Below are 22345 nucleotides of genomic sequence, written 5' to 3' on the forward strand. Positions count from 1 at the left end.
GTTATAAGAATGTGGTTTTTTATGCAATCCTACCGTTTCTCGGCTGGCGCAGGCCATGCGCACCTGTCGCGCCAATAAATCCACTCCGAGAATGGGCGTATTCCCTGATAATGGCGCCCAGGCGGAGATCGGCGGGCGCAAGCCCGCAAGCCGGTCACGCCCAGATTCGAAGGTGCCCTTCCAGAGCGGCTAACACGACCCAGCAAATCGAAGATTTGCGGTTGAGGCTAGGCGCATTGCCGCAGACAGTGCGAGTAGCACGGCAAGGCAATGCAACGACGCCTCAAGGGGCGTGTTAGCCGCTCTCAAGGGTTCAACGACAAGCAGGTGCGCTCCGGCAATTCCTGCGCTGCCCCCGCAACGGTAGGCGAAATCTCAGGTCCTCAGGCTGGTCAATCGATGGCTGGCAGTCACTGCGTCGGAACATGGCGTGGGAAGGCGAGGGCTGAGTCGGAATGCTCGACAGATACGAGCAGGCCGGCGTTTCGCAAGCCCGGATACCGGCCTTTGCTATCGCTTCGGACGCCGCGGGAGTGCGCATGTCCGGGCAAGTGGGTGGCTGCGCGTGCGTGCGGCCACTCCTTTGCCTGGGTGCACACTGCGGTGGGTATTGATCGTCGGGCTTCGCGGGTGAGCGAAGCACGGATATGAAATCATCGTATGCACTCCTTTGGTAGTTCGCGGCCCGCGCCTGGCCGCGCCGCTTTGTCTTCTCCCTCCATTTCTGCGCAACTGCGCCCGGGCTTTCGCCTGCAGCGCTCGGCCGCGCTGTGCGTGCTGGCCTGGTCCGCAGCCGCTGGCGGCATGGCCCATGCCGCGGTCGACGCGGCATCTCAAAATACGCCGGCGCTCAGCGATGTGTTCGTCACCGCCACCGCGCGCCCTGAAGACCGCTCGCGCATTGCCGCGACCACGCAGACCATTGACCGCGCCGACATCGAGCGCTCATCGGCGCGTTCGGTCACGGACCTGCTGGCCGAGCATGCTGTCGGTTTCCTGAGCGAATGGACGGCGGCGCAGACGTCGATGAACCTGCGCGGCGCCGCCACCGACGGCCAGGGGCGTGACTACCGCGGCCAGGTCGCGGTGCTGCTCAATGGTCGGCGCGCGGGCACGGCCAATCTGTCCAAGCTGAGCCTGTCGGATGTGGAACGCATAGAAATCGTGCGCGGCCCGGCTTCGGTCGTCTACGGCAGCCAGAACATGGGCGGCGTGATCAACATCATCCTGCGCACGGGCGCCAGCGGCGGCGGCAACCGCGCGTCCGTGGTCGGCGGCAGCGCCGGACTGTGGCGTGCCGACACGCAGATCAGCGGCGCGAACGAGCAATGGGACTGGTACATAGGCGCGAACGCCGGCGGGCGTGACGACTACAGCGCGGGCAGCGGCGGCGGCGAGCAGAAGAACACCAGCTACAAGCGCCGCGGCGCCAGCGGCGCGCTCGGCTGGCAGATTGCCGACCTGCACCGCGTCGAAGTGCAATTGCGCACCGACGGCATCTACAACGCCGGCTTTCGGGGTTCGGGCGCGAACATCCACAGCCGCGACAACCGCTACAACCAGTCGGCCGACCTGCGCTATGAAGGCGCATTGCCCGGAGAGCGGGTGAGCTGGCTGGCCCACCTCTATACGTTCGAGGATGTCGACGAATTCAACTGGGCGTCGCCGGTCATCCGGTCGGGCGTCAATGCCGTTCCCGGAACAGCGCGCGATTACAACATTCGCAAGCTCGACGCCAGCGGCCTGCGCCTGCAGCCGCGCCTGCGCCTGTCGGATTCGAACGACCTGCTGCTGGGCTTCGACTACGAGAAGAATCGCCTGCGCTCGGAACGCGAGCGCAATGCGATGCCCGGCGGCCCTGCGGGCCAGGTCGCACCCTACGACAACAACCAGACCGAGCACACCCATGCGCTGTATTTCGAGGATGCGCAGAACTTCTTCGGCGACCGCGTGACGGTGCGCGCCGGCGTGCGCAAGACCTGGGGCGAGACGCGCTTCGACCAGACGCCGAATGTGGCGATGGCCGTGGTGAATTCGCGCGACTACGACAAGACCACCTGGTCGACCGGAGCGACCTGGAAGGTCGATGACGCCTGGTCGCTGCGCGCGGGCGCAGCCACGGGCTTTCGCGCGCCGACGGCCAGCGAGCTGTCGGCGGACTTCACCGCGGTCGGCGGCGGGCGCAGCTTCGGCAACCCGAACCTCAAGCCGGAATCGAGCCGCCAGATCGAAGTCGGCACCACGCTGCGGCAAAGCGCCTGGAAGGTCGACGCTGCGCTGTTCCAGAACACGATTTCAGACCGCATCATCACCGTCTCGCGCGGCCCGACGACCAACACGTCGGACTACGCCAACAACGCCGCCGACATTGTCGCGCGCGGGCTGGAACTGAGCGCCAATGCGGATGTGGGCAAGCTGCTGGGCGTGTCGTTCGGCGGCCCGGTGCTCAGCGTGTTCGGCAATGGCTACTATCACTTCGAGATGAAGGACAAGGGCGCGGCCGCTTCGGCCAATACCGACCGCGTGCAGCGCATGTACCAGTATGAAGCCGCGGGCGGCCTGCGCCTGTCGCGCGGCATGGACCGCCATCCCGGCGACTGGAGCGCGCAGCTGACGGCGCTGCTGCGCGGTCCGATGTGGTACGACACCGAAGAGAACCTGCTGATCCCCCAGGGCGAGCCCAGCAGCACCTTCATCCACCGCAAGGGCGCGTTCACGGTCTGGAACCTGCGCGGCGAATACCGCGTGAGCCGCGGCATGAAGCTGTTTGCCGGCATCAACAATATCTTCGATCTGAACCGCCACCCGATCTTCATCGCGCGGGATCAGCGGTCGTGCATCGCCAACCCGATCTTCCAGAACGGTGGCTGCGGCACGTCGATGCCGGGACGCGAATGGATGCTCGGCCTGCAGGCCGACTTCTGAGCGTGGGCATGCGCCTGTCGGGCGGCACGGCTGGCGTGCTCCAGCGGCGCGCGCTGGTGCGTGCCGGCGGGGCGCTGGGCCTGAGCGCGCTGCTGCCCGTCCGGGCCGCGGCGGCGCCCATACGCCTGCGCGATGCCTTGGGCCGGGACGTGGTGCTGCCCGGGCCGGCGCAGCGCATCGTGACGATTTTTTCGTCGAACACCGAACTCGTCGCGTCGCTGGGCCTGATGGAGCGCATCGTCGGCGTCGAGGAATACACGCGCTTTCCCCCCGAAGTCGCGGGCCTGCCCAAGGTCGGCGGGCGCCTGGGTTTCTCGGTCGATGCGGTGGTCGCTCAGCGTCCCGATCTGGTGATCGTCACGCCCGCGCGCCAGGCCGCCAACCAGCTCGTCGATCCGATGGAGCGCATAGGCGTGCCGGTGATGGTGCTGCTCAGCCGCAGCCTGGACGAGGTGATGGGCAATGTGCGCCAGGTCGCGCAGGCCGCGGGCGTGGACGCGCGCGGCGAGGCGCTGGTGCAGTCACTGCAGCAGCGCCTGCGCGCGGTGGATGCGCAGGTGGCGGGCCGGCATGCGCCGCGCGCGCTGATGGTCACCGGGCGCATGGGCAACGGCATGCTGCTGGTCGCGCGCCCCGGCACCTACACCAATGAAGCCATGCTGCGCGCCGGCGCGCGCCATGCGATTCCCGACATCGGCACGCTGGCCCAGGTCTCGCCCGAAGCCGCGCTCGCGGCCGATCCCGATGTGCTGCTGTTCGCCGGCGCGCAGTCGCTGCTCGACGAACTCACGCGCCGCCCCGGCTGGCGCGACATGCGCGCGGTGCGCGCGCAACGCGCGATCACCGTCTCGCGCGCCGAATTCCTGATTCCCGGCCCGCGCACCTTCGACGGCATTGCATCGCTGGCGCGCTGGATCGTGCAGACACAGCAGAAAGGGTGGGGATGAATCCCTCCGGAAAAATGGGGTGCTGGGCTTTCGCGGCGCTGGCGCTGGCCATCGTGCTCGGCGTCTGCGCGGGGCACCAATGGGCCGCGCCTGCGGACATCTGGCAGGCGATCACCGAGCGCGACACGCTGCGCGCGCGCCTGCTGTGGGAGTGGCGCATGCCGCGCGTGCTCGCCGCGGCCTGCGTGGGCGCGCTGCTGGGGCTTTCGGGCGCGGTGTTCCAGGGCGTGTTCCGCAACCCGCTGGCCGAGCCTTACCTGCTGGGCGCTTCGGGCGGCGCGGCTCTGGGCGCGACGGTGGCGCTGCTGGTGCCGCTGGGCCTGCCGCAATCGTGGCTGCTGCCGGTGCTGGCTTTCGCCGGGGCCTGGGGCTCGACGGTGCTGGTGCTGGGCGTGGCGCGCGTGGCGGGGGCGCTGGACGCGTCCGGCATGCTGCTCGCGGGCGTGGCCATGGCGGCCATGCTGGGTGCGATACGCTCGTTCCTGATGCTCGCGCTGTCCGATGAAACCGTGAGCCTGCAGGTCGTCATGAGCTGGGTGCTGGGCGGCATACAGACGCCGACCTGGAGCGGCCTGGGCTGGCTGGCGCTGATCACGCTGGCCTGCCTTGCCGGCACGCAGACGCTGGCGCGCGGCCTTGATCTGCTGGGCCTGGGCGATGCCACGGCCCAGTCGTTCGGCCTCGATGTCGCGCGCTTCGTGCCGCGCGCCGTGCTGCTGGGCTCGCTCGTGGTCGCCGCGGCCGTGGCCTATGGCGGGCTGGTCGCATTCGTGGGCCTGGCCGCGCCGCATATCGCGCGCTGGTGGGTGGGCCCGCGCCACCGCTGGGTGCTGCCCGCGAGCGCGCTGGCCGGCGCGGTGGTGGTCACGGTGGCCGATGCGATCGCGCGCAGCGTGCTGCCGCCGGCCGAAGTCCCGCTGGGCCTGATCACGGCCGTGGCGGGCGGGCCGTTCTTCATCGTGCTGCTTGCGCGCCGGCTGCGCGCCTATGGGGGGCGCGCATGAGCGATGCCGAAATGCTTGGCGCCGTCCAGCTCTGCCTGGCGCGGCAGGGCCGCGTGCTGCTGGACGATATTTCTCTCGATCTGCCGCAGCGCGGCGCAGTGGCGCTGGTCGGGCCCAATGGCGCGGGCAAGTCCACCTTGATGCAGGTGCTGGCCGGCCAGCTCGCGCCCGACCGCGGCGCTGTCACGTTGCAAGGCCAGCCGTTGCAGGCGCTCAATGTGCGTGCGCGCGCCCAGCGCATAGGCTATATGCCGCAGCGCTTCGAGCCGCATTGGGACGTGACGCTGCTGGATCTGGTGCAGATGCGCGTGCCCGATCCGGCGCAGGCCGCGCAGGTGCTGGCCCAGGCCGGTCTGCAGCCGCTGGCCCTGCGGCGCTGGAGCACGCTGTCGGGCGGCGAACGCGCGCGCGGCATGCTTGCCGCGGTGCTGGCCACCGATCCGCCGGTACTGCTCGCCGACGAACCCGGCGCGGCGCTCGATGTGCAGCACCGGCTGGCGCTGGTGCAGGCGCTGGCGCGGCGCGGGCGCGAGCGCCTGGTGGTGGTGGTGATGCACGACCTCGATTTGGCGTTCGAATGCTTCGATCGCCTGATCGTGATGCATGCGGGCCGCGTCGCCATGGACGGCGCGCCCGCGGATCTGCTGCACGCGCCCCAGCTTGACGACGTGTTCGGCGTGCGCTTCGAGCGCATCGCCGTGGCGCCGCACACCTTGCTGCGCGCGCGCAGCCGTTCACAGGAACCGACGACATGATGCGCATCGACATTGCGGGCTGGACCCGCGAAGCCATGGCCGGCGATCACCAGGCTTTTCGCACGATTTTCGAGAGCGCCGACCGCTGGGGCTTCGACGGCGCCTGGTTCAGCGAATTCCGCCTGCCGCAAAGCGACTGGCAGTATCCATCGCCTTTGCTGCTTGCGTCGGCGCTGCTGGCGCGCACCGAGCGCCTGCGCGTGGGCACATCGGTGCTGGTGCTGCCCTTGCACCACCCGCTGATGCTCGCCGAGGAAATCGCCCAGCTCGATTTCCAAAGCGGCGGCCGCATCGACGTAGGCATTGGCCGCGGCACCGAGCCGGCGTCGCTGGCCTGCCTGGAAGTCGATCCCGAAAGCACGCGCGAGCGCTTTGAAAGCGGCGCGCGCATCCTGCGCGATGCCTTGCGCGGCGACACGGTGGCATCTGCCGGGCCGCTGTGGAACTTCGCGCCGCGCAGATTGGCGTCGTTGCCGCAGCAGCAGCCCCATCCGCCGATCTACGTCGCGGGCTCGACCGAGGAAACGCTGGGCTTTGCACTGGCCGAGGACCTGCCTTTGCTGCTAAGCCTGGAGCCGCCCGAAGCCACGCAACTCGAGCGCCTGGCGCGCGCCGCCGAGCAGCAGGGGCGCAAGGCCACGCCGCTGCTCGCGCGTTCGTCGCTCGCGCGCTATGTCTGCATAGGCGCGAACGCGTCGCAGGTGCGCCAGCAGCTGGGCGGCCTGTGGGAAAAGCTCTACGCACGCCGGGTCTACTTTGCCGGCAAGCGCGGCGTGGCCGCGGCCGATGTGCCTGCCATAGACCAGCCCAAGGTGTTGCGCGAGCAGTTCATCTACGGCACGCCCGAACAATGCCATGCGCAGATTCTGGCGCTGCGGGCGCGCACCGGCATGCTGAGCCTGCGCTGCATCTTCAATGCGAATGGTCTGTGGAGCAACGACGTGGCGCTGGCCGCGATGCAGTTGTTTGCGCAGGAAGTGTTGCCCGCATTGCATCAGCAGGAGCCCGTGCATGCCTGACAATCCCGGCATGGACTCCGAACAACTCCAGCGTCTGCTGACCGTGCAGATGCCCTATGGCAAATACCAGGGCCGCTGCATTGCCGACCTGCCCGGCAATTACTTGATGTGGATGGCGCGCGAAGGTTTTCCGCGCGGCGATCTGGGGCGGCTGCTGGCGCTGATGTACGAACTTGACCACAACGGGCTGTCGCATTTGCTGGACCCGCTGCGCAAATCGCCGCAGCCGCGCTAAACGCGCCGCCGCCGCAACCTCCGCCACCCAATCACCATCCCGCTGCCGCTGAGCAGCAGTCCGCCCAGGCTCAGCACCAGCAGCGTGATGTCCCACAGCGGGCGGCGCTCGAGCAAAGGCAGCCAGTCCCAGCTGTGCAGCATTGCAAACAGCCAGCGGCTGGTGCGGCGGTGGCTGTCCAGCTGGCCCAGTACGCGGCCCGTGTGCGGGTCCAGGTGGACCCAGGTCGCATGGGGGTCGTCGAAGACGATGCGCCAGATGGGCAGCGGTTTGTCGCTGCCGCCCATCATGGTGTGGGCGTCGCGCGCGTAGTAGTAAAGGTCGTAGTCGGTCAACGTATCGATGCGCGCCACGGAGGAGGGAACAAGGCCTGCGGCCGCGGCGCGCAGCGCCTCAGGGTCGATCGCCAGGGGCTCGGCCGTGCCTGCATCGAACGGCTGAGCCGCGCCGCTGGCCGCCTGTGCGAACACCATGGTCCTGCCCAGCACCGGCTGCCAGCGCAGCTCCCGCACCGAACTGCCCGCGGCACGCAGCAGCGCCTGGGGTGTTGCGTCCTGCATGCCCAATGCCAGCGGGCCTGCTTGCAAGGCCGCGGTGCGCAGCGGCGGCGCGCCGCTGTCGAAGATGCGCCAGGGGTTCATGGACATCAGGCCGCTGAAGATCCAGGTGATGGTCACCAGCGCGAACAGCAGGCCCGTGACATGGTGCCAGCGCATCATGCGCCCGGGGTAGGGCGAGCGCGCGCCGCTGCGGTAGGGCCGCGTGAAGCGCCAGCGCATCAGCCCGACGGCGGTGCCCGCGAGCGCGACGGCAATGCCCGCGATCGACAGCCCGTTGACGATGTCGGTCCAGTACGCATTGAACGCATTGCCGCGAAATGGGTAAAGCCAGTGGATCCAGGCGCCGGCGTAGTTCCAGAGGCGCTCGGTGCGCGTGGCGTCGCGCACCACTTCGCCGGTCTGTCCGGAAATGTAGAGCCAGGTATGGTCGGCGTCCGCGAGTTGCACGCGGTGCAGCGGGCGGTGGGGGTCCAGCCCGCGCGAGTGCGTGAACGCGTCTTCGTCTATGCTGCCCAGATACGCCAGGCCCTGGTCACTGCCCGCGTAGGCCGCCGCGCTGGCCAGTGCCCAGGCGGTGTCCACGGGCGGCAAAAGCTCGCCGTGCGTCGCATCGATGACCACTACCCCTGCGCCTTCGGGCGTGGCAAAGTAGACCGGCCGCCCGCCGCTGGCCGCGGCCAGCCGCAGGTCCTTGAGCGGGTCGGTGATGCCGGCCCGTTCCAGCGCCTGCGCGGGGGGCAGCAGCGGCGCCGCAGCATGGAGCGCCGGTAGGTGCTGCAGCCGCTCGGCGGGCGTGAGCTTGGGGTAGCCCACGTACATCATCACCATGCCCGAGACAAACCACATGGCGAAGAACGCGCACAGCGCGATGCCCAGCCAGCGGTGGGTCAGATAAAGCCAGCGTTTGGGGTGAAGTCGCATTGCTGGCGCTTTCAGTACGTGACACGCAGCGTCAGGTCGGCGCTGCGCGCCGCGCCCAGATAGGCCATGGTGCTGGTGACGTTGGCGGCATAGACCCGGTCCGTGGCATTGCGCACGCGCAGCACCAGCGACATGTTGCGCTGGAGCTGGTAGCTCAGCCCCAGGTCGAGCAGCGTATAGGCGGGCCAGTGCTGCGTGTTGGCGGCGTTGGCATGGACCTTGCCGACATGGCGCAGGCCGGCGCTGGCCTGCAGCGCGGGCGTGAACGCATAAGAGGTCCAGAGGTTGGCGACCGTTTCGGGCGTATTGGTCGGCGTGGTGCCGGCCAGCGAGACGCCGCCCTGGTGGAAGTTTTCATAGCGGGCGCGCACCAGGCTCAGATTGCCCTGGAGGGACCAGGCGCGGCTGGGCTGCAGGCCCAGCGCCAGCTCGATGCCCCGGGCCGACTGCTCGCCGACCAGCACCGTGAGCGTGCTGTTGTTCGGGTCCTGGCTGGCAATGTTCTTGCGCGTGAGGTGGTAGGCGGCCAGCGTGGCGCTGCCCTTGCCGTCCCATAAATCGAGCTTGCTGCCGACTTCGAACTGGCGGCCCGTGGTCAGCGCGCTGTTGTTGCGCACATCCGCGAACGAGGCGGTGCTGAGCACGCCCGACGGTGGATCGGCCGCCGTCGCGTACTGGGCATAGAGATTCGCGCCGGGCGCGGCGTCCCAGACCAGTCCGATGCGGCCCGTGGTCGGGCGGTAGCTGCGCTCGAACGACGCGGGGCTGGCGGCCGTGACTTCGCGGCGGTTGGTCAGCTCCAGCGCAATGCGTTCATGGCGCAGCGCCGTGAGCAGATGCAGCGCGGGCGCGAGCGCCGTGCGGTTTTCGGCATAGAGCGCCGTGGTGGCGATGCGGTTGTCGCGGTCGGGGTTGAAGCCGGGCGCCATGCCGGCGATGTCGAAGAAGTTCTCCGTGCGGAACGCATAGGGATTCACCGTGCTCACGGTGGCCGGCAGGCTGTTGGGAAAGCGCGTCTGCCGGTTGAGGCTCAGCTCCAGCCCGAAAGCCCAGTCGCTGCGCCGCCCCAGCAGTTGGCCCTGGTAGGTGGCTTCGCTGCGATTGCCGACCATGCGCTGGTCGTGGCGCTGCAGGAAAGCCGCCGAGCGGACCACGGCGCTGTTGCCCGCGTCGAAACGGTAGCTCTCGACGTTGCGGTAGTCGCGCAAGGCGTCGTAGGCATAGAAGGTGTTCTTGAATTGCAGGGCGTCGCTCACGCGCCAGTCGCTGATGGAGCGCAGCCACTGCACGCGCTGGGCGTAGAGGCCGTCGGCGCTGTTGTAGTTCTTGGAACGCGTGCCTTCGTCTATGCGCAAGTTGCCCGTGGCCGGGTTCAGCAGCGGCGTGCCCCAGTAGGGACGGTCCACGGTTTCGGTCTGGTATTCGTAGGCCAGCGTGTGGGTGAAGCCGCTGCCCAGGTCGGACAGCAGCGAGGTGGCGAGCTGGGTCGCGCGGCTGTGCGTGCCTTCGGTCCAGCTGCCGCCGTCCTTGTGGTTCAGGTCCAGGCGCAGGAAATGCCTGTCGGCAAGGCGCCGGTTCAGTCCCACCGACGCTTCCTTGAGGTCGTGGCTGCCCAGGCGCAGCTGGGCTTCGGAGAAGTCGTGGCGCTCGGGCAGCTTGGTGAGGTAGTTGATCGTGCCGCCGACGCCGCCCGCACCGTACAGAAAGCTCGAGGCACCGCCAATGGCCTCGACCCGGTCGTAGATCCAGCTGTCCACGGGCCGCGCGGCAATGCTGTATTGCACATGGATGCCGTTGAACAGCTGGTTGAGCGAGCTGCCGCCAAAGCCCCGGTAGCTCACGCCGATATTGCCCGGCGCGTCGTGCGCCGTGACACCGGGAATGGCCTGCAGGATTTCCTGGGTGTTGCGCGCGCCGCGCGCTTCGATGCTGGCGCGGTCGACCATTGTCACGGCGGCCGGCGTCTCGCGCGGCGTCAGGCCCAGGCGGCTGCCGGTTTCGGTGGGCGTATCGAGCGGCAGCAGGCCATTGGCCTGGGGCGCGGCGCTTTTGACTTCGATGGTGGACAGCGACGGCGTCGCCTCCAGGGTTTGGGCCTGGGCCGTGAAAGCCGTGGCGGCGAACAATGCCGCGGCCAGGGGCTGGCGGCGATGGGGCACGGAAAAGTGTGTCATGGAAATCGGGTCTTCACGAGTGACAGCCGCGGCCAGGCCCATGGGAGAGCTTCCCTGGGGCCACGGGGCCAGTTAAATGGGGGAAGGTCGGGCCGCAAAGCAGCCCAGGGCGCGCGCACGCTCGCAGCCCGGTAAGGCCGGGCAGGCGGCGCAGCCGCTCAGGGGCTCAGGCGGGTGGTCCGCGCGGGGGGAGAGATGCGCCCGCAATGGCGGCAATGCGCGCCGACACCACGGGCTGCAGTGCCCGGCCCAGCGGCTGCGGCTGGGCGATGAACTGCGCCGACTGCTGCGGCGGCGGCGCGTTGACCGTGAGGCACAGCGGGCAGTCGAGCCCGTGCTGGCCGTTGGCCGTGACCTGCTGGCCGTTGTCGTCGACCACGATCACCTTCATGCTGCCGTCGGCCGAGCAGAGCATCTGCAGCGACTGCGGGTTCACGATGGGCGAAGCCACGGCGCATCCCAGCGTCAGGACGAACCACGCCATGACCAGACGGGCCAGTGGAATGGAGTTGCGCAGGATTTGCATGACGGCACATTATGGCGTGGTCCGGCAAGCGATGTGCGGACCCGCCTACAAACAACAACGCAGCCCTGAAGGCTGCGTTGCGTGGGGTGGCCCGGGCCCTGGACAGGCCCGGACCGCAGGCGGCCTTACTTGATCGCGGCGCGCGCCGCTTGCGCCCTGGCCTGGGCTTCGTCGGCCTTGCGCTGCAGGTCGGCGGCTTCGGCTTCAGCGGCCCTGGCTTCGGCTGTCTGGGCGTCTGCGGCCTTGTCGCCCGAGGAGCCGGCAATCGCGTTGCCGACCATGCTGCCGGCGACGGCGCCCACAGCGGCAGCGCCCAGGGTGCCCATCATGCCGGGGCCGCCGCGTGCGGGGGCGGCGGCAGCGGCCGGAGCGGCGGCTGCAGGGGCGGCGGCGGGAGCAGCGGGCCTGGCAGCGGGCGCGGGCGCCGGCTTGCCGATGCTGGCCGGGCGAACGGACTTGCCGCCGCCCATGCGCTTTGCGTGGGCCAGGCTAGGCGCGAGCAGCGCAGCAAAGGTCAAAGCAAGCACGGAAGCAGTGGCGCGGTAAGAAATGTTCACGGAGATTCCTAAAATGAAAAGTCAACAAGTATGTGACCCATGCGAAGGCCGGGCCCGGTTGCTTGCGCAACCAGGCCGTCAGGCTCACGGAAAGTACATGGGGGGACTGCGCCGGAATGCAAGCGGCGCCGGGGAAAACCCGGCTGTCGCTCGGTCAGTGCAGTGCGCGCGCTTGGTAGAAGTCGTTTTATGCGCGCAGCCATCGATTCTAGGGCGCTGGCGCCGCGCCGCATGGCAAATGACTGAGCGCGGCACGGGCCATTGCCCTGCGCGCCGGCCCAGGTGCTTTAGCGCAGGATTTCAAGCAGGCGGTCCAGCCCGCCCTGATTGATCGCGATCTGCGCTTCGGCGCGTACGCGGGGCTTGGCGTGGTAGGCCACGGACAGGCCTGCGGCGCCCATCATCGGCAGGTCGTTCGAGCCATCGCCCACGGCAATGCACTGCGCGGGCGCGATGCCCAGCAGCGAAGCGACTTCAAGCAGCGTGCGGCGCTTTTCCGCGCCGTCGCAGATATCGCCCCAGGGCTGCTCGACCATGGTGCCGGTCAGCACGCCGTTTTCCGTGGCCAGCACATTGGCGCGTACGAAGTCGATGTTCAGCAGGCCGCGCACATATTCAGCGAAATAGGTGAAACCACCCGAGACCAGCAGCACCTTGAGGCCGGCCTTCTGACAGGCTTCGACCAGGGTCTGCGCGCCAGGCGACAGTTGCAGGCGCTCGCTGCGCACGCGCGCCATGTCGGCTTCGGTCACGCCTTGCAGCAGGGCCACGCGCTGGCGCAGGCTTTCCTTGAAGTCGGTGATTTCACCGCGCATGGTGGCTTCGGTGATGGCCGCGACTTCGGCTTTCTTGCCCGTGGCATCGGCAATCTCGTCGACGCATTCGATGGTGATCAGCGTCGAGTCCATGTCAAAAGCGATGAGCTTGTAGTCGCTCAGGCGCAAGGGCGCAGGGGTGCGCTGGACCATCAGGCCGGGGGCAAATTCGGTAGCGGCGCTCATTGTGGGGCGGTGGAATGCAGAAGGTGGAAGAGGTACCGGTGCGCGCAGGCACGGGCGTGAGGCCTGCATTATCGCCTTGACCGGCGTGCCGGCGGGTGGGTGGGCCCACCGCCGGGCGCGGCCGCTCGGTGGCTTTATTGCGGTGTCAGGCCCGCGGCCTTGACCAGCTCGGCATGCAGCTTGATTTCGTCGGCAATCGTCTGCTGCAGTTGCTGCGGCGTCGTCGGCGCGACTTCCATGCCGCTTTCGCCCAGCCTGGTCTTGATGTCGCTGGCCAGAATGCCGTGCACCGCGCGATTGAGCTTGTCGATCACCGCGGGTGGCGTCCTGGCGGGCGCGAGCAGGCCGACCCAGGCCGAGAGGTTCAGATCGGCAAAGCCGCTTTCCACCATGGTCGGCGTGCCGCTGAGCACGGGCGAGCGTTGCGGGCTGAGCATGCCCAGCGCATGCAGCTTGCCCGAATGGATATGCGGCAGCGCTTCGGGCAGCACGGCGAACAGCATGTCGACATTGCCGGCGAGTGTGTCGTTGATGGCCGGCGCGCCGCCCTTGTAGGGCACATGCAGCATGCGCGCCTGGGTGCGGGTCTCGAACATCAGCGCCGCCAGGTGCTGCGGGCTGCCGTCACCCGACGACGCATAGGTCAGCTTGCCGGGCTCGGCCTTGGCGGCCGCGACCACGGCTGCGACGCTGGGGAATTTCTGCTTGTCCTTGACGACCAGTACCATGGGCTGGTTGACCAGCTTGGTGATCGGAATGAAATCCGCCTGCGGGTCATAGGGCAGGGTCTTGAAGATGCTCTTGTTGGTGGTGAGGAACGAGGCCGGCGAGACCGTCAGCGTATAGCCATCGGCCGGCGCGCGGGCGACGGCGGGCAGCCCGATCTGGCCCGAGGCGCCGGCGCGGTTTTCGACCACGAAGGGCTGGCCGAGCTCGGCCGCGAGCTTCTGGCTCACCACCCGCGCGATCATGTCGGCGCTGCCGCCGGCCGGCAGCGCGACCATGACCTTGACGGGACGGTCGGGGTAGCTGTCCTGCGCCAGCGCGGGTACGGTCGCCACGCCGGCGATCAGTGCGCAGGCGATGGAAGGGATCAGGCGTCGAATGTGCATGGGAAGACCTTCGCAAAAGAACCAACAACAGGCATCTCGCCTGCGAGAAGACTTTTGCAATTCTTGTGCCAATTCGTCACTTCGGTCGCTGGTAGTTTCGATTCCTCGGTTTTTTTGCAACATGTGCAGGAAACACCCGAGACGCAATCCCTGCGTCTTCGGGTATCTAGGCTGCGACGGGCTCGGCTGCCTTGAGCGGCTGCCCCAGGCTCCTGAGCACGTCGCGCACCAGTTGGGCGCGTGCCATCGGGTCGGGCAGCGCGCGCTCTATGCGCAGTTTCTCGTTGCCCGCGAGCTTGATGTGCTTGTTCTTCTGGATCAGGCCGATGATGTTCATCGGGTCGATAGGCGGCTGGGGCTTGAAGCTGATGGTGATCACGCCCGGCGCCGCGTCGACCTTCACCACGCCATAGGGCTGGCTCAGCACGCGCAGGCGGTGCACGTCGATCAGCGTCTGCGCCTGCGGCGGCAGCTTGCCGAAGCGGTCGACGATTTCCTCGAGCAGGTTGTCGATCTGCTCGCTGGTCCTGGCCGTCGCCAGCTTCTTGTAGAACGACAGGCGCAGATGCACGTCGCCGCAATAACTGTCGGGCAGCAGCGCGGGGGCATGCAGGTTGATGTCGGTGGACACCGACAGCGGCGACAGCAGGTCGGGCTCCTTGCCTTCCTTGAGCGAGCGCACGGCTTCGGACAGCATCTCGTTGTAGAGCTGAAAGCCCACTTCCATCATGTTGCCGCTCTGGTTCTCGCCCAGCACTTCGCCCGCGCCGCGGATTTCGAGGTCATGCATGGCCAGGTAGAAGCCGCTGCCCAGTTCCTCCATCTGCTGGATGGCGTCCAGCCGCTGCTGGGCCTGCTTGGTCAGGCTGTCGATGTCGGGCACCATCAGATAGGCATAGGCCTGGTGGTGGCTGCGGCCCACGCGCCCGCGCAGCTGGTGCAGCTGGGCCAGGCCGAACTTGTCGGCGCGGCTCATCAGGATGGTGTTGGCGCTGGGCACGTCGATGCCGGTCTCGATGATGGTCGAGCACAGCAGGATGTTGTAGCGCTGGGCGACGAAGTCGCGCATCACGCGTTCGAGCTCGCGCTCGGGCATCTGGCCGTGGGCGACGGCGATGCGCGCTTCGGGCAGGATTTCCTCGAGCTTCTGGCGCCGGTTCTCTATGGTCTCGACTTCGTTGTGCAGGAAGTAGCACTGGCCGCCGCGCTTGAGTTCGCGCAGCACGGCTTCGCGGATCACGCCCGTGCCTTCGTTGCGCACGAAGGTCTTGATCGCCAGGCGGCGCTGGGGCGCGGTGGCGATCACGCTCAGGTCGCGCAGGCCTTCGAGCGCCATGCCCATGGTGCGCGGAATCGGCGTGGCGGTGAGCGTGAGCACGTCGACTTCGGCGCGCAGCGCCTTCATCTGCTCCTTGTGGCGCACGCCGAAACGGTGTTCCTCGTCGATGATCAGCAGGCCCAGGTCGTGGAATTTTGTCGACTCCGACAGCAGCTTGTGCGTGCCGACGACGATGTCCACCGTGCCGTCGGCAATGCCCTTGACGGCTGCCGTGATTTCCTTGCCCGAGCGAAAGCGCGAGACTTCGGCAACGCGTATCGGCCACTTGGCGAAGCGGTCGACCAGCGTGCGGTAGTGCTGCTCGGCGAGCAGCGTCGTGGGCGCGAGAAAGGCCACCTGCTTGCCGCCCGTCACGGCGACGAAGGCCGCGCGCAGCGCGACTTCGGTCTTGCCGAAGCCCACGTCGCCGCAGACCAGCCGGTCCATGGGCTGGGGGCTGATCATGTCGTGCACCACGGCGTGGATTGCGGCCTTCTGGTCGGCCGTTTCCTCGAAGCCGAAATCGTTGGCAAAAGTCTCGTAGTCCTGGGGGCTGTAGCGGAACGCATGGCCCTGGCGCGCGGCGCGGCGCGCGTAGATGTTGAGCAGCTCGGCGGCGGAGTCGCGCACCTGTTCGGCGGCCTTGCGCTTGGCCTTTTCCCACTGGTTGCCGCCGAGCTTGTGCAGCGGCGCGTCCTCGGGCGACATGCCGGTGTAGCGGCTGATCAGCTGCAGCTGGCTCACGGGCACGTAGAGCACGGCGTCGCCAGCATAGGCCAGGTGCAGGAATTCCTGCTGCGCCGGGCTGCCGTCGGGGTTTTGCTGGCCCACGTCCATGTTGACCAGGCCGCGGTAGCGGCCTATGCCATGCTGGCTGTGGACCACGGGGTCGCCGAGCTGGAGTTCCGACAGGTCCTTGATCAGTGCTTCGACATCGCTGACCTGTTCCTGCTTCTTGCGCCGGCGCGTGGTCGGGCCGGCCGCGAACAGTTCGGTTTCGGTGACGAAATCGATGCCGGCCTGGTGCCCGGGTTCCCAGTGAAAGCCCGTGGCCAGCGGCGCCGTGGCAATGCCTATCTTCTCGCCGACATCGGCCTCGAACTCGGCGAGCGAGTCGAACGCGGGCGGGTTGAGCTGCGAAGCGCGAAAGAAGTCCAGCAGGCTTTCGCGCCGGCCGTCGCTTTCGGCGAGCAGCAGCACGCGCTGCGGCGTGGCGCGCAGATGGGCGTGCAGGCGCGCGAGCGGGTCGTCGGCGCCGCGCACCACCGACAGGTCGGGCAGGGGCTGGAAATCGCCGCTGGCCAACTGGTCGGCGGGCACCTCGACGCCGCGCACCGCCAGCTGCGCATAGCTCTTGGCGCGCAGGTAGAACTGCTCGGCGCTCAGAAACAGCGATTCGGGCGGCAGCGCGGGGCGCTCGGGGTCGCCCTGCACCAGCCTGTAGCGGTCTTTCGTGTCCTGCCAGAAGCGCTGGAACGCGGGCTCGAGATCGCCATGCAGCACCACCGTGGCCTGTTCGCCCAGGTAGTCGAAGACGGTGGCCGATTCCTCGAAGAACAGCGGCAGGTAGTACTCGATGCCGGCCGTGGCCACGCCGTTGCCCATGTCCTTGTAGACGCGGCTGCGCGTAGGGTCGCCTTCGAGCAGCTCGCGCCAGCGGCTGCGAAACAGCGCGCGCGCGTCGTCGTCCATGGGGAACTCGCGCCCGGGCAGCAGGCGCACTTCGGGCACGGGGTAGAGGCTGCGCTGGGTGTCGGGATCGAAGGTGCGTATCGAGTCGATCTCGTCGTCGAACAGGTCGACGCGGTAGGGCACGGCCGAGCCCATGGGGAACAGGTCGATCAGGCCGCCGCGCACCGCGTATTCGCCGTGGCTCACGACCTGCGAGACATGCGAGTAGCCGGCCAGCGTGAGCTGGGCCTTGAGCCTGGCTTCGTCGAGCTTTTGCCGGACCTTGAAATGGAAAGTGTAGCCGGCCAGAAAGCTCGGCGGCGCGAGCCGGTACAGCGCCGTGGTGGCCGGCACCAGCACCACGTCGGCGCCGGTCGCATGGTCGTGCTGGCTGATGCGCCACAGCGTCGCGAGGCGCTCGCTGATCAGGTCCTGGTGCGGCGAGAACGTGTCGTAGGGCAGGGTTTCCCAGTCGGGAAACAGCGCGCAGCGCAGCTCGGGCGCGAAGAAGGCCAGCTCTTCCATGAGGCGCTGGGCATCGCTGGCATCGGCCGTGACGATGGCCGTGACACGGCCCGCGGCCTTTTCTCGGGCTCCCACGCGCGCCAGCAGCAGCGCGTCTGCGCTGCCCACGGGGCGGGGGAGGGTGAATCGTTTGCCGGGAGTGAGTTTGGGCAGGTCCATGCGGTAGGTCGTTGGCGCCTCGGAGTCGGCCGGGTGCCGGCCAAGACGCAAGTGTCGATTCTAGAATGGCGCCCATGAACGATTCCCTGCCGCCTCCAATTGACCCATCCGCCATAGCTGCTAACCGCGCGCCATCTGGCGGTGCGCCGGCGCGGCTGTGGGCGTTCGTGCCCTGTGCCGGCGTGGGCCAGCGTGCGATCGCCGCGGGCCAGCGGGCCGATCTGCCCAAGCAGTACCAGCCGGTTGCGGGCCGGCCGCTGGTGCTGCATACGCTGGCCGCACTCGCGGGGGTGGCGCGGCTGTCGGGCACGCTGGTGGGGGTGAGCGCGGGCGACCGCTTCTTCGAGACGCTGGAGCCCGCGCACCCGCCCACCTGGCGCGTGGCAGCGTGCGGCGGCGCCACGCGCGCCGACACCGTGCTCGGCGGCCTGGCTTGTCTCTGCGATGCCGGCGCTGCCGATACCGACTGGGTGCTTGTGCACGACGCGGCGCGCTGCCTGCTCACGCCGGCCATGGTCGACCGGCTGATCGACGCCTGCCAGGGCGACCCCGTGGGCGGCCTGCTGGCCCACCAGCTGCCCGATACGCTCAAGTCGGCGCAGGTCGTGGGCGGCGTGGCGCGCGTCGCGGCAACGCTGCCGCGCGCAGGCAAATGGCTGGCGCAGACACCGCAGATGTTCCGCCTGGGCTCCCTGCGCGCGGCGCTGCAGGCCATGGGCGCGGCCGCGACCGACGAGGCCAGCGCGATCGAGGCCCAGGGCCTGCAGCCGCTGCTGGTGGCGGGCAGCGCGCAGAATTTCAAGGTCACCTACCCCGAGGACTTTGCGCTGGCGGCGGCCGTGATCGAGTCACGCGAGCGCGCATACACCGGATAATCGTTGTATCAAAGTGCTTTGCGGAGTCGCGTCAACAATGTCTATTCAATTTCGGATCGGTGAAGGCTGGGATGTCCATGCCCTGGTGCCAGGGCGCAAGCTGATCATTGGCGGGGTCGAGATTCCCCACAGCATGGGACTGCTGGGCCATTCCGATGCCGACGTGCTGCTGCACGCGATCACCGATGCGCTGCTGGGCGGCGCGGCCCTGGGCGACATAGGCCGGCATTTTCCCGACACCGATGCGCAGTTCAAGGGCGCGGATTCGTTGCAACTGCTCGTCGAAGCCGCGCGGCGCGTGCGCGCCACGGGGCTGGAGATAGCCAACATCGACAGCACGGTGATTGCCCAGGCGCCCAAGCTCGCGCCCTATATCGGCGCGATGTGCGCCTGCATCGCGCAGGCGCTGGCGCTGGCCCCCGACCAAGTCAACGTCAAGGCCAAGACGGCCGAGAAAATGGGCCCGGTAGGCCAGCTGCAGGCGATGGAAGCGCGCGCCGCGGTGCTGCTGTTCAGGCCTGCTGAGCGCGCCTAGTCTCAAGCGATTTGCCGCGTTGTGTCACGCGCTCTTGGGGCGCGGCGGCAACTGGCGCTTGACCTGGGGCCGCTGCAGGCGCTGCTCGGGGTCCTTGCCGTCGGGCAGGGTGGTGGCGCGCTGCAGCTGGATATGGGCCGCGAGCCCGCCCGATGAGGTGTTCGACAGCGCAAACACACCGCCCATGCGCTGCACCGTCTTGTCGACGATGGACAGGCCCAGGCCGGCGCCGGCGGCCGCCGTGCGCGCCGAATCACCGCGGAAGAACGGCTGGGTCAGGCGCGAAAGCTGCTCGGGCGGCACGCCCTGGCCGCGGTCGCGAATGCGCACCACGACCCAGTTCTCGCGCGCCTTGGCCGTGACTTCGACCTGTGCGGTGTCGGTGTCCGGGCTCTTGCCGTAGCGGCGCGCATTCTCGAGCAGATTGGAGACCACGCGCGCGAGTTCGACTTCGTCGGCCAGCACGTACAGCCCTTCGGGTACGTTCATCGTGATCTGCAGCTCGCGATGGTCCTGCACCGCGAACACGCAGGAGGACACCACGGCGTGCAGGTTCACCGTGGTCAGCATGACATGGTCGGGCCGCGCGTAATCGAGGAACTTGTCGATGGTGGCGTCGAGCTGCACGATGTCGGCGACCATGTGGTCGCGCGCGACGTCGTCGGCGACGCTCATTTCGGTTTCCAGCCGCAGCCGCGCCAGTGGCGTGCGCAGGTCGTGCGAAATGCCGGCAAGCATCACGGCGCGGTCCTGCTCGAGCTTGGACAGTTTCTGCGCCATGCGGTTGAAACCTATGTTGACTTCACGGATCTCGCTGGTGACGGCCTGCTCGTCGAGCTGGCTGGCTTCGAAGTTGCCATCGCGCACGCGGTTCGCCGCCTCGCTGAGCTGCTTGAGCGGCCGGTTGATGAGGCGCGCAATCACGGCCGCGCCGGCCAGCGACAGCACGCCGGCGGTGATCAGCCAGACCAGCCAGGTACGCCCGCCGGCCGGGCTGAAGCGCGAACGGTCCATCAGCAGCCAGTTCGGGTCGCCATTGATGGTGAAGCCCACCCACAGGCCCGCCTCGCCATTGACGCTGCGCGCAACGATGGTGCCCGGCCCCAGGCGCGCTGCCAGCTCCTCGTTGAGCCGCCCGCCCAGCGCGCTCTGGTCTAGCAGTTCGAACTTGTCGCCCGGCTCACGCGGCAGGATGCGCACGCCCTCCTGGTCGGCCATGGTCTTGATCAGCGACACCCGCGCGATCGCATCGGCATGCACCAGCGCCGCGCGGCTGAGGTTGACCAGCGATGCCACCTGCTGCGCCGTGTGCAGTGTGCGCGGCTCGAACTCGAAAGCGCGCAGGGTTTGCAGCCAGGCCAGGATGCTGCCGACCAGCAGCAGCGCCAGCAGGCAGAACGTGCGCCAGAAGAGGTTCAGGTTCAGCCGGGAGCGCGAACGCGCCCCGCCGCGACTATTCGGATAGTCCAGCGGAACGGGGCTGGTGGCGTCAGGCGCGGGAGCGGTGGATACGTTCATCGGTGGAATACCGCCGGTGGGCGGCAGCCCTGGCGGAATGGTGGATCTCAGTTATTACCATCGGGCACGAACACATAGCCCACGCCCCAGACGGTCTGGATATAGCGCGGTGCGGCCGGGTCTTCCTCGATCAGCTTGCGCAGACGCGACACCTGTACATCGAGACTGCGGTCGAAAGGCTCGAACTCACGGCCGCGGGCCAGCAGGGCGAGTTTTTCGCGCGACAGCGGCTGGCGCGGGTGGCGCACCAGGGCCTTGAGCATGGCGAATTCACCCGTGGTCAGCGGCAGCTCTTCGCCGTTCTTTTGCAGCACGCGCGTGCCCAGGTCGAATGCGAAGGGCCCGAAGTTGACGATCTCGTTGTCGCCCGAAGGTGCACCAGGGGCTTCCTGCGGAGGACGGCGGCGCAGCACGGCGTGGATGCGCGCGAGCAGCTCGCGCGGGTTGAACGGCTTGCCCAGGTAATCGTCGGCGCCGACTTCGAGGCCCACGATGCGGTCCACGTCTTCGCCCTTAGCGGTCAGCATGATGATGGGCGTGCGGTCGTTGGCGGCGCGCAGGCGGCGGCAGATCGACAGGCCGTCTTCGCCGGGCATCATCAGATCGAGCACGATCAGATCCACGGTTTCACGCAGCAGGATGCGGTTCAAGGCCTTGCCGTCTTCGGCAATCATGATCTCGAAGCCCTCTTGTGTCAGGTAGCGGCGCAGCAGATCGCGGATGCGCGCGTCGTCATCGACCACCAGGATCTTGTCGGTGCGGTTGGTCTGTGTGCCCATGTTTGCGTCCTCGGTCCAATATGTAACAGAGCCCATTCTGACCAGCTTGATCCCGGAAATACGGGTTTTTGACCAAACCCTGACCAACTGTTACAAGTTTTGCGCCGCGCGTCCAATCGTGTCGCAATGACTTACAGCGGTACGCGCGCCGGGACGCCAAGGCCGGCGGTGGTTTGCCGCTATGCTGGTGCGGCCTTCAATTACCCCCAGGAGCATGCATGAAGAAATTGTCCCAATGGATCGCGGTCGGCGCGCTGTGTGCGGGCGCCGCCATGGTTTCGGCGCAGACGTTGCCCGAGCCAGCCAACGTGCTGCAACTGTCGAGTTCGGGCAGCGTGGAAGTGACCCAGGATCTGCTGGTCATGACGCTGGCCGCAGCGCGCGAAGGCAGCGATGCCGCGGCGGTGCAAAAGCAGCTGCAGCAGGTGCTCGATGCGGCGCTGACCGCGGCCAAGCGCCAGGCGCAGCCCGGCCAGCTCGATGTGCGCACCGGCAATTTCGGGCTCTATCCGCGCCATAACAAGGACGGCAAGGTCGTGAGCTGGCAGGGCCGGGCGGAGCTGGTGCTGCAGGGGCGCGATTTCGATCGCATCACGCGCACCGCAGCCCAGATCGAGGGCATGCCCGTGAGCCAGACCGGTTTTGCGCTGTCGCGCGAAGCGCGCGAGAAAGTCGAAGGCCAGGCGCAGTCCGAAGCCATTGCCAATTTCCAGGCCAAGGCCCAGGCGCTGGCCCTGGCTTTTGGCTTTGAGCGCCATACCGTGCGTGAAGTGTCGGTCAACAGCAACGACATGGGCTTCGCGCCCCGCGTGGCGATGATGGCCAAGGGCGCGATGGCCGCCGAGGACGCCCAGATTCCCGTCGAAGCCGGCAAGAGCCAGGTGGTGGTGAATGTATCGGGGTCGGTGCAGATGGTGAAATAAGGCCCCCACGCTTGCTCGCTTCGCGTAGCCGCTGCCCCCCAAGGGGGCCGTCCGCCGCCTTGGGGCGGCCCGGCGGCGGCGGTGTCGCCCCCACGCTTGCTCGCTTCGCGTAGCCGCTGCCCCCAAGGGGGCCGTCCGCCGCCTTGGGGCGGCCCGGCGGCGGCGGTTGCTTGCCCCCATTCATCAGAGTGCGCGTGAAACCTCGGCATTCATGCCGGGGAGGTAGAGCGCCGGATGCGAAGCATCCGATGCTTTTGGCCTTACCTGATCACGTTTTGTGTGATTGGCCGGGTTAAGAAAATAGCC

Annotated in this window: 18 protein-coding genes and 1 riboswitch; of the genes, 9 read left to right on the top strand and 9 right to left on the bottom strand. The window is 68.0% G+C overall.

Annotated features, from left to right (window positions below):
* The first annotated feature begins 282 nt into the window (after positions 1-282).
* A riboswitch (cobalamin riboswitch) is annotated at positions 283-524 on the top strand.
* 181 nt (positions 525-705) lie between these two features.
* The 6 genes from GVL12_RS18515 to GVL12_RS18540 are packed head-to-tail and all read left to right on the top strand — an operon-like array spanning position 706 to position 6885.
* The gene (locus tag GVL12_RS18515; protein WP_200843891.1) at positions 706-2925 is read left to right on the top strand and encodes a TonB-dependent receptor; all 2220 of its coding nucleotides are present in this window, start codon (positions 706-708) and stop codon (positions 2923-2925) included.
* A complete protein-coding gene (locus GVL12_RS18520; protein ID WP_200843892.1) occupies positions 2895-3872 on the top strand; it encodes an ABC transporter substrate-binding protein in 978 nt (325 codons plus the stop codon). Before GVL12_RS18515 ends, GVL12_RS18520 begins: the two co-directional genes overlap by 31 nt.
* Positions 3869-4876 (top strand): iron ABC transporter permease, encoded by a 1008-nt coding sequence (locus tag GVL12_RS18525; protein ID WP_235033905.1) that lies wholly within the window; start codon positions 3869-3871, stop codon positions 4874-4876. Before GVL12_RS18520 ends, GVL12_RS18525 begins: the two co-directional genes overlap by 4 nt.
* The gene (locus tag GVL12_RS18530; protein WP_159916792.1) at positions 4873-5631 is read left to right on the top strand and encodes an ABC transporter ATP-binding protein; all 759 of its coding nucleotides are present in this window, start codon (positions 4873-4875) and stop codon (positions 5629-5631) included. The genes GVL12_RS18525 and GVL12_RS18530 overlap by 4 nt, the downstream gene beginning before the upstream one ends.
* Positions 5628-6650 carry an LLM class flavin-dependent oxidoreductase gene (locus GVL12_RS18535; RefSeq protein ID WP_200843893.1) on the top strand — a complete coding sequence of 341 codons (1023 nt, stop codon included), beginning with the start codon at positions 5628-5630 and terminating at the stop codon, positions 6648-6650. The genes GVL12_RS18530 and GVL12_RS18535 overlap by 4 nt, the downstream gene beginning before the upstream one ends.
* Positions 6651-6660: 10 nt before the next feature.
* Positions 6661-6885, top strand: a complete 225-nt coding sequence (locus GVL12_RS18540; RefSeq protein WP_159916824.1) for a DUF3820 family protein — start codon at positions 6661-6663, stop codon at positions 6883-6885.
* Here the strand turns inward: GVL12_RS18540 and GVL12_RS18545 are convergent.
* The 7 genes from GVL12_RS18545 to mfd form a co-directional block, all read right to left on the bottom strand.
* The gene (locus tag GVL12_RS18545) at positions 6882-8366 is read right to left on the bottom strand and encodes a PepSY domain-containing protein (RefSeq protein WP_159916794.1); all 1485 of its coding nucleotides are present in this window, start codon (positions 8364-8366) and stop codon (positions 6882-6884) included. The genes GVL12_RS18540 and GVL12_RS18545 overlap by 4 nt on opposite strands.
* Positions 8367-8377: 11 nt before the next feature.
* Positions 8378-10540, bottom strand: a complete 2163-nt coding sequence (locus GVL12_RS18550; protein ID WP_159916796.1) for a TonB-dependent siderophore receptor — start codon at positions 10538-10540, stop codon at positions 8378-8380.
* A 166-nt stretch (positions 10541-10706) separates the two neighbouring features.
* The gene (locus GVL12_RS18555) at positions 10707-11066 is read right to left on the bottom strand and encodes a DUF2946 family protein (RefSeq protein WP_159916798.1); all 360 of its coding nucleotides are present in this window, start codon (positions 11064-11066) and stop codon (positions 10707-10709) included.
* Between the two features lie 125 nt (positions 11067-11191).
* Positions 11192-11623: a hypothetical protein gene (locus GVL12_RS18560; RefSeq protein WP_200843894.1), complete on the bottom strand. Its 432-nt coding sequence runs from the start codon at positions 11621-11623 to the stop codon at positions 11192-11194.
* Positions 11624-11910: 287 nt separating this feature from the next.
* Positions 11911-12624 carry a phosphoserine phosphatase SerB gene (serB, locus tag GVL12_RS18565; protein ID WP_159916800.1) on the bottom strand — a complete coding sequence of 238 codons (714 nt, stop codon included), beginning with the start codon at positions 12622-12624 and terminating at the stop codon, positions 11911-11913.
* 134 nt (positions 12625-12758) lie between these two features.
* The gene (locus GVL12_RS18570) at positions 12759-13736 is read right to left on the bottom strand and encodes a tripartite tricarboxylate transporter substrate binding protein (protein ID WP_200843895.1); all 978 of its coding nucleotides are present in this window, start codon (positions 13734-13736) and stop codon (positions 12759-12761) included.
* 166 nt (positions 13737-13902) lie between these two features.
* Positions 13903-17409: a transcription-repair coupling factor gene (gene mfd, locus GVL12_RS18575; protein WP_159916802.1), complete on the bottom strand. Its 3507-nt coding sequence runs from the start codon at positions 17407-17409 to the stop codon at positions 13903-13905.
* Positions 17410-17483: 74 nt separating this feature from the next.
* Here mfd and GVL12_RS18580 point away from each other — a divergent pair, with 74 nt between their 5' ends.
* On the top strand, positions 17484-18284 hold the full coding sequence (locus GVL12_RS18580; protein ID WP_159916804.1) for a 2-C-methyl-D-erythritol 4-phosphate cytidylyltransferase: 801 nt from the start codon (positions 17484-17486) through the stop codon (positions 18282-18284).
* A gap of 37 nt (positions 18285-18321) precedes the next feature.
* Complete coding sequence (gene ispF / locus GVL12_RS18585; protein ID WP_200843896.1) at positions 18322-18819, top strand: 2-C-methyl-D-erythritol 2,4-cyclodiphosphate synthase; 498 nt, start codon at positions 18322-18324, stop codon at positions 18817-18819.
* A 24-nt stretch (positions 18820-18843) separates the two neighbouring features.
* Here ispF and GVL12_RS18590 read toward each other — a convergent pair whose 3' ends face one another.
* Both GVL12_RS18590 and ompR read right to left on the bottom strand, forming a co-directional pair.
* Positions 18844-20337, bottom strand: a complete 1494-nt coding sequence (locus GVL12_RS18590; protein WP_159916806.1) for an ATP-binding protein — start codon at positions 20335-20337, stop codon at positions 18844-18846.
* A 47-nt stretch (positions 20338-20384) separates the two neighbouring features.
* Positions 20385-21116 carry a two-component system response regulator OmpR gene (ompR, locus tag GVL12_RS18595; RefSeq protein ID WP_159916808.1) on the bottom strand — a complete coding sequence of 244 codons (732 nt, stop codon included), beginning with the start codon at positions 21114-21116 and terminating at the stop codon, positions 20385-20387.
* A 218-nt stretch (positions 21117-21334) separates the two neighbouring features.
* Here ompR and GVL12_RS18600 point away from each other — a divergent pair, with 218 nt between their 5' ends.
* A complete protein-coding gene (locus GVL12_RS18600) occupies positions 21335-22039 on the top strand; it encodes an SIMPL domain-containing protein (protein WP_159916810.1) in 705 nt (234 codons plus the stop codon).
* Positions 22040-22345 lie beyond the last annotated feature (306 nt).

This window comes from Pantoea sp. 18069 (assembly GCF_902706035.1).
Lineage (GTDB): Bacteria > Pseudomonadota > Gammaproteobacteria > Burkholderiales > Burkholderiaceae_C > Comamonas.

What these genes read in the sequence shown, in the direction of transcription:
- GVL12_RS18590 (WP_159916806.1), bottom strand. Translation starts at nt 20,337, where the DNA reads ATGAACGTATCCACCGCTCCCGCGCCTGACGCCACCAGCCCCGTTCCG.
- GVL12_RS18520 (WP_200843892.1), top strand. Translation starts at nt 2,895, where the DNA reads ATGGATGCTCGGCCTGCAGGCCGACTTCTGAGCGTGGGCATGCGCCTG.
- GVL12_RS18540 (WP_159916824.1), top strand. Translation starts at nt 6,661, where the DNA reads ATGGACTCCGAACAACTCCAGCGTCTGCTGACCGTGCAGATGCCCTAT.
- GVL12_RS18555 (WP_159916798.1), bottom strand. Translation starts at nt 11,066, where the DNA reads ATGCAAATCCTGCGCAACTCCATTCCACTGGCCCGTCTGGTCATGGCG.
- GVL12_RS18525 (WP_235033905.1), top strand. Translation starts at nt 3,869, where the DNA reads ATGAATCCCTCCGGAAAAATGGGGTGCTGGGCTTTCGCGGCGCTGGCG.
- GVL12_RS18535 (WP_200843893.1), top strand. Translation starts at nt 5,628, where the DNA reads ATGATGCGCATCGACATTGCGGGCTGGACCCGCGAAGCCATGGCCGGC.
- GVL12_RS18580 (WP_159916804.1), top strand. Translation starts at nt 17,484, where the DNA reads ATGAACGATTCCCTGCCGCCTCCAATTGACCCATCCGCCATAGCTGCT.
- GVL12_RS18570 (WP_200843895.1), bottom strand. Translation starts at nt 13,736, where the DNA reads ATGCACATTCGACGCCTGATCCCTTCCATCGCCTGCGCACTGATCGCC.
- serB (WP_159916800.1), bottom strand. Translation starts at nt 12,624, where the DNA reads ATGAGCGCCGCTACCGAATTTGCCCCCGGCCTGATGGTCCAGCGCACC.
- GVL12_RS18550 (WP_159916796.1), bottom strand. Translation starts at nt 10,540, where the DNA reads ATGACACACTTTTCCGTGCCCCATCGCCGCCAGCCCCTGGCCGCGGCA.
- mfd (WP_159916802.1), bottom strand. Translation starts at nt 17,409, where the DNA reads ATGGACCTGCCCAAACTCACTCCCGGCAAACGATTCACCCTCCCCCGC.
- GVL12_RS18530 (WP_159916792.1), top strand. Translation starts at nt 4,873, where the DNA reads ATGAGCGATGCCGAAATGCTTGGCGCCGTCCAGCTCTGCCTGGCGCGG.
- ispF (WP_200843896.1), top strand. Translation starts at nt 18,322, where the DNA reads ATGTCTATTCAATTTCGGATCGGTGAAGGCTGGGATGTCCATGCCCTG.
- GVL12_RS18545 (WP_159916794.1), bottom strand. Translation starts at nt 8,366, where the DNA reads ATGCGACTTCACCCCAAACGCTGGCTTTATCTGACCCACCGCTGGCTG.
- GVL12_RS18600 (WP_159916810.1), top strand. Translation starts at nt 21,335, where the DNA reads ATGAAGAAATTGTCCCAATGGATCGCGGTCGGCGCGCTGTGTGCGGGC.
- ompR (WP_159916808.1), bottom strand. Translation starts at nt 21,116, where the DNA reads ATGGGCACACAGACCAACCGCACCGACAAGATCCTGGTGGTCGATGAC.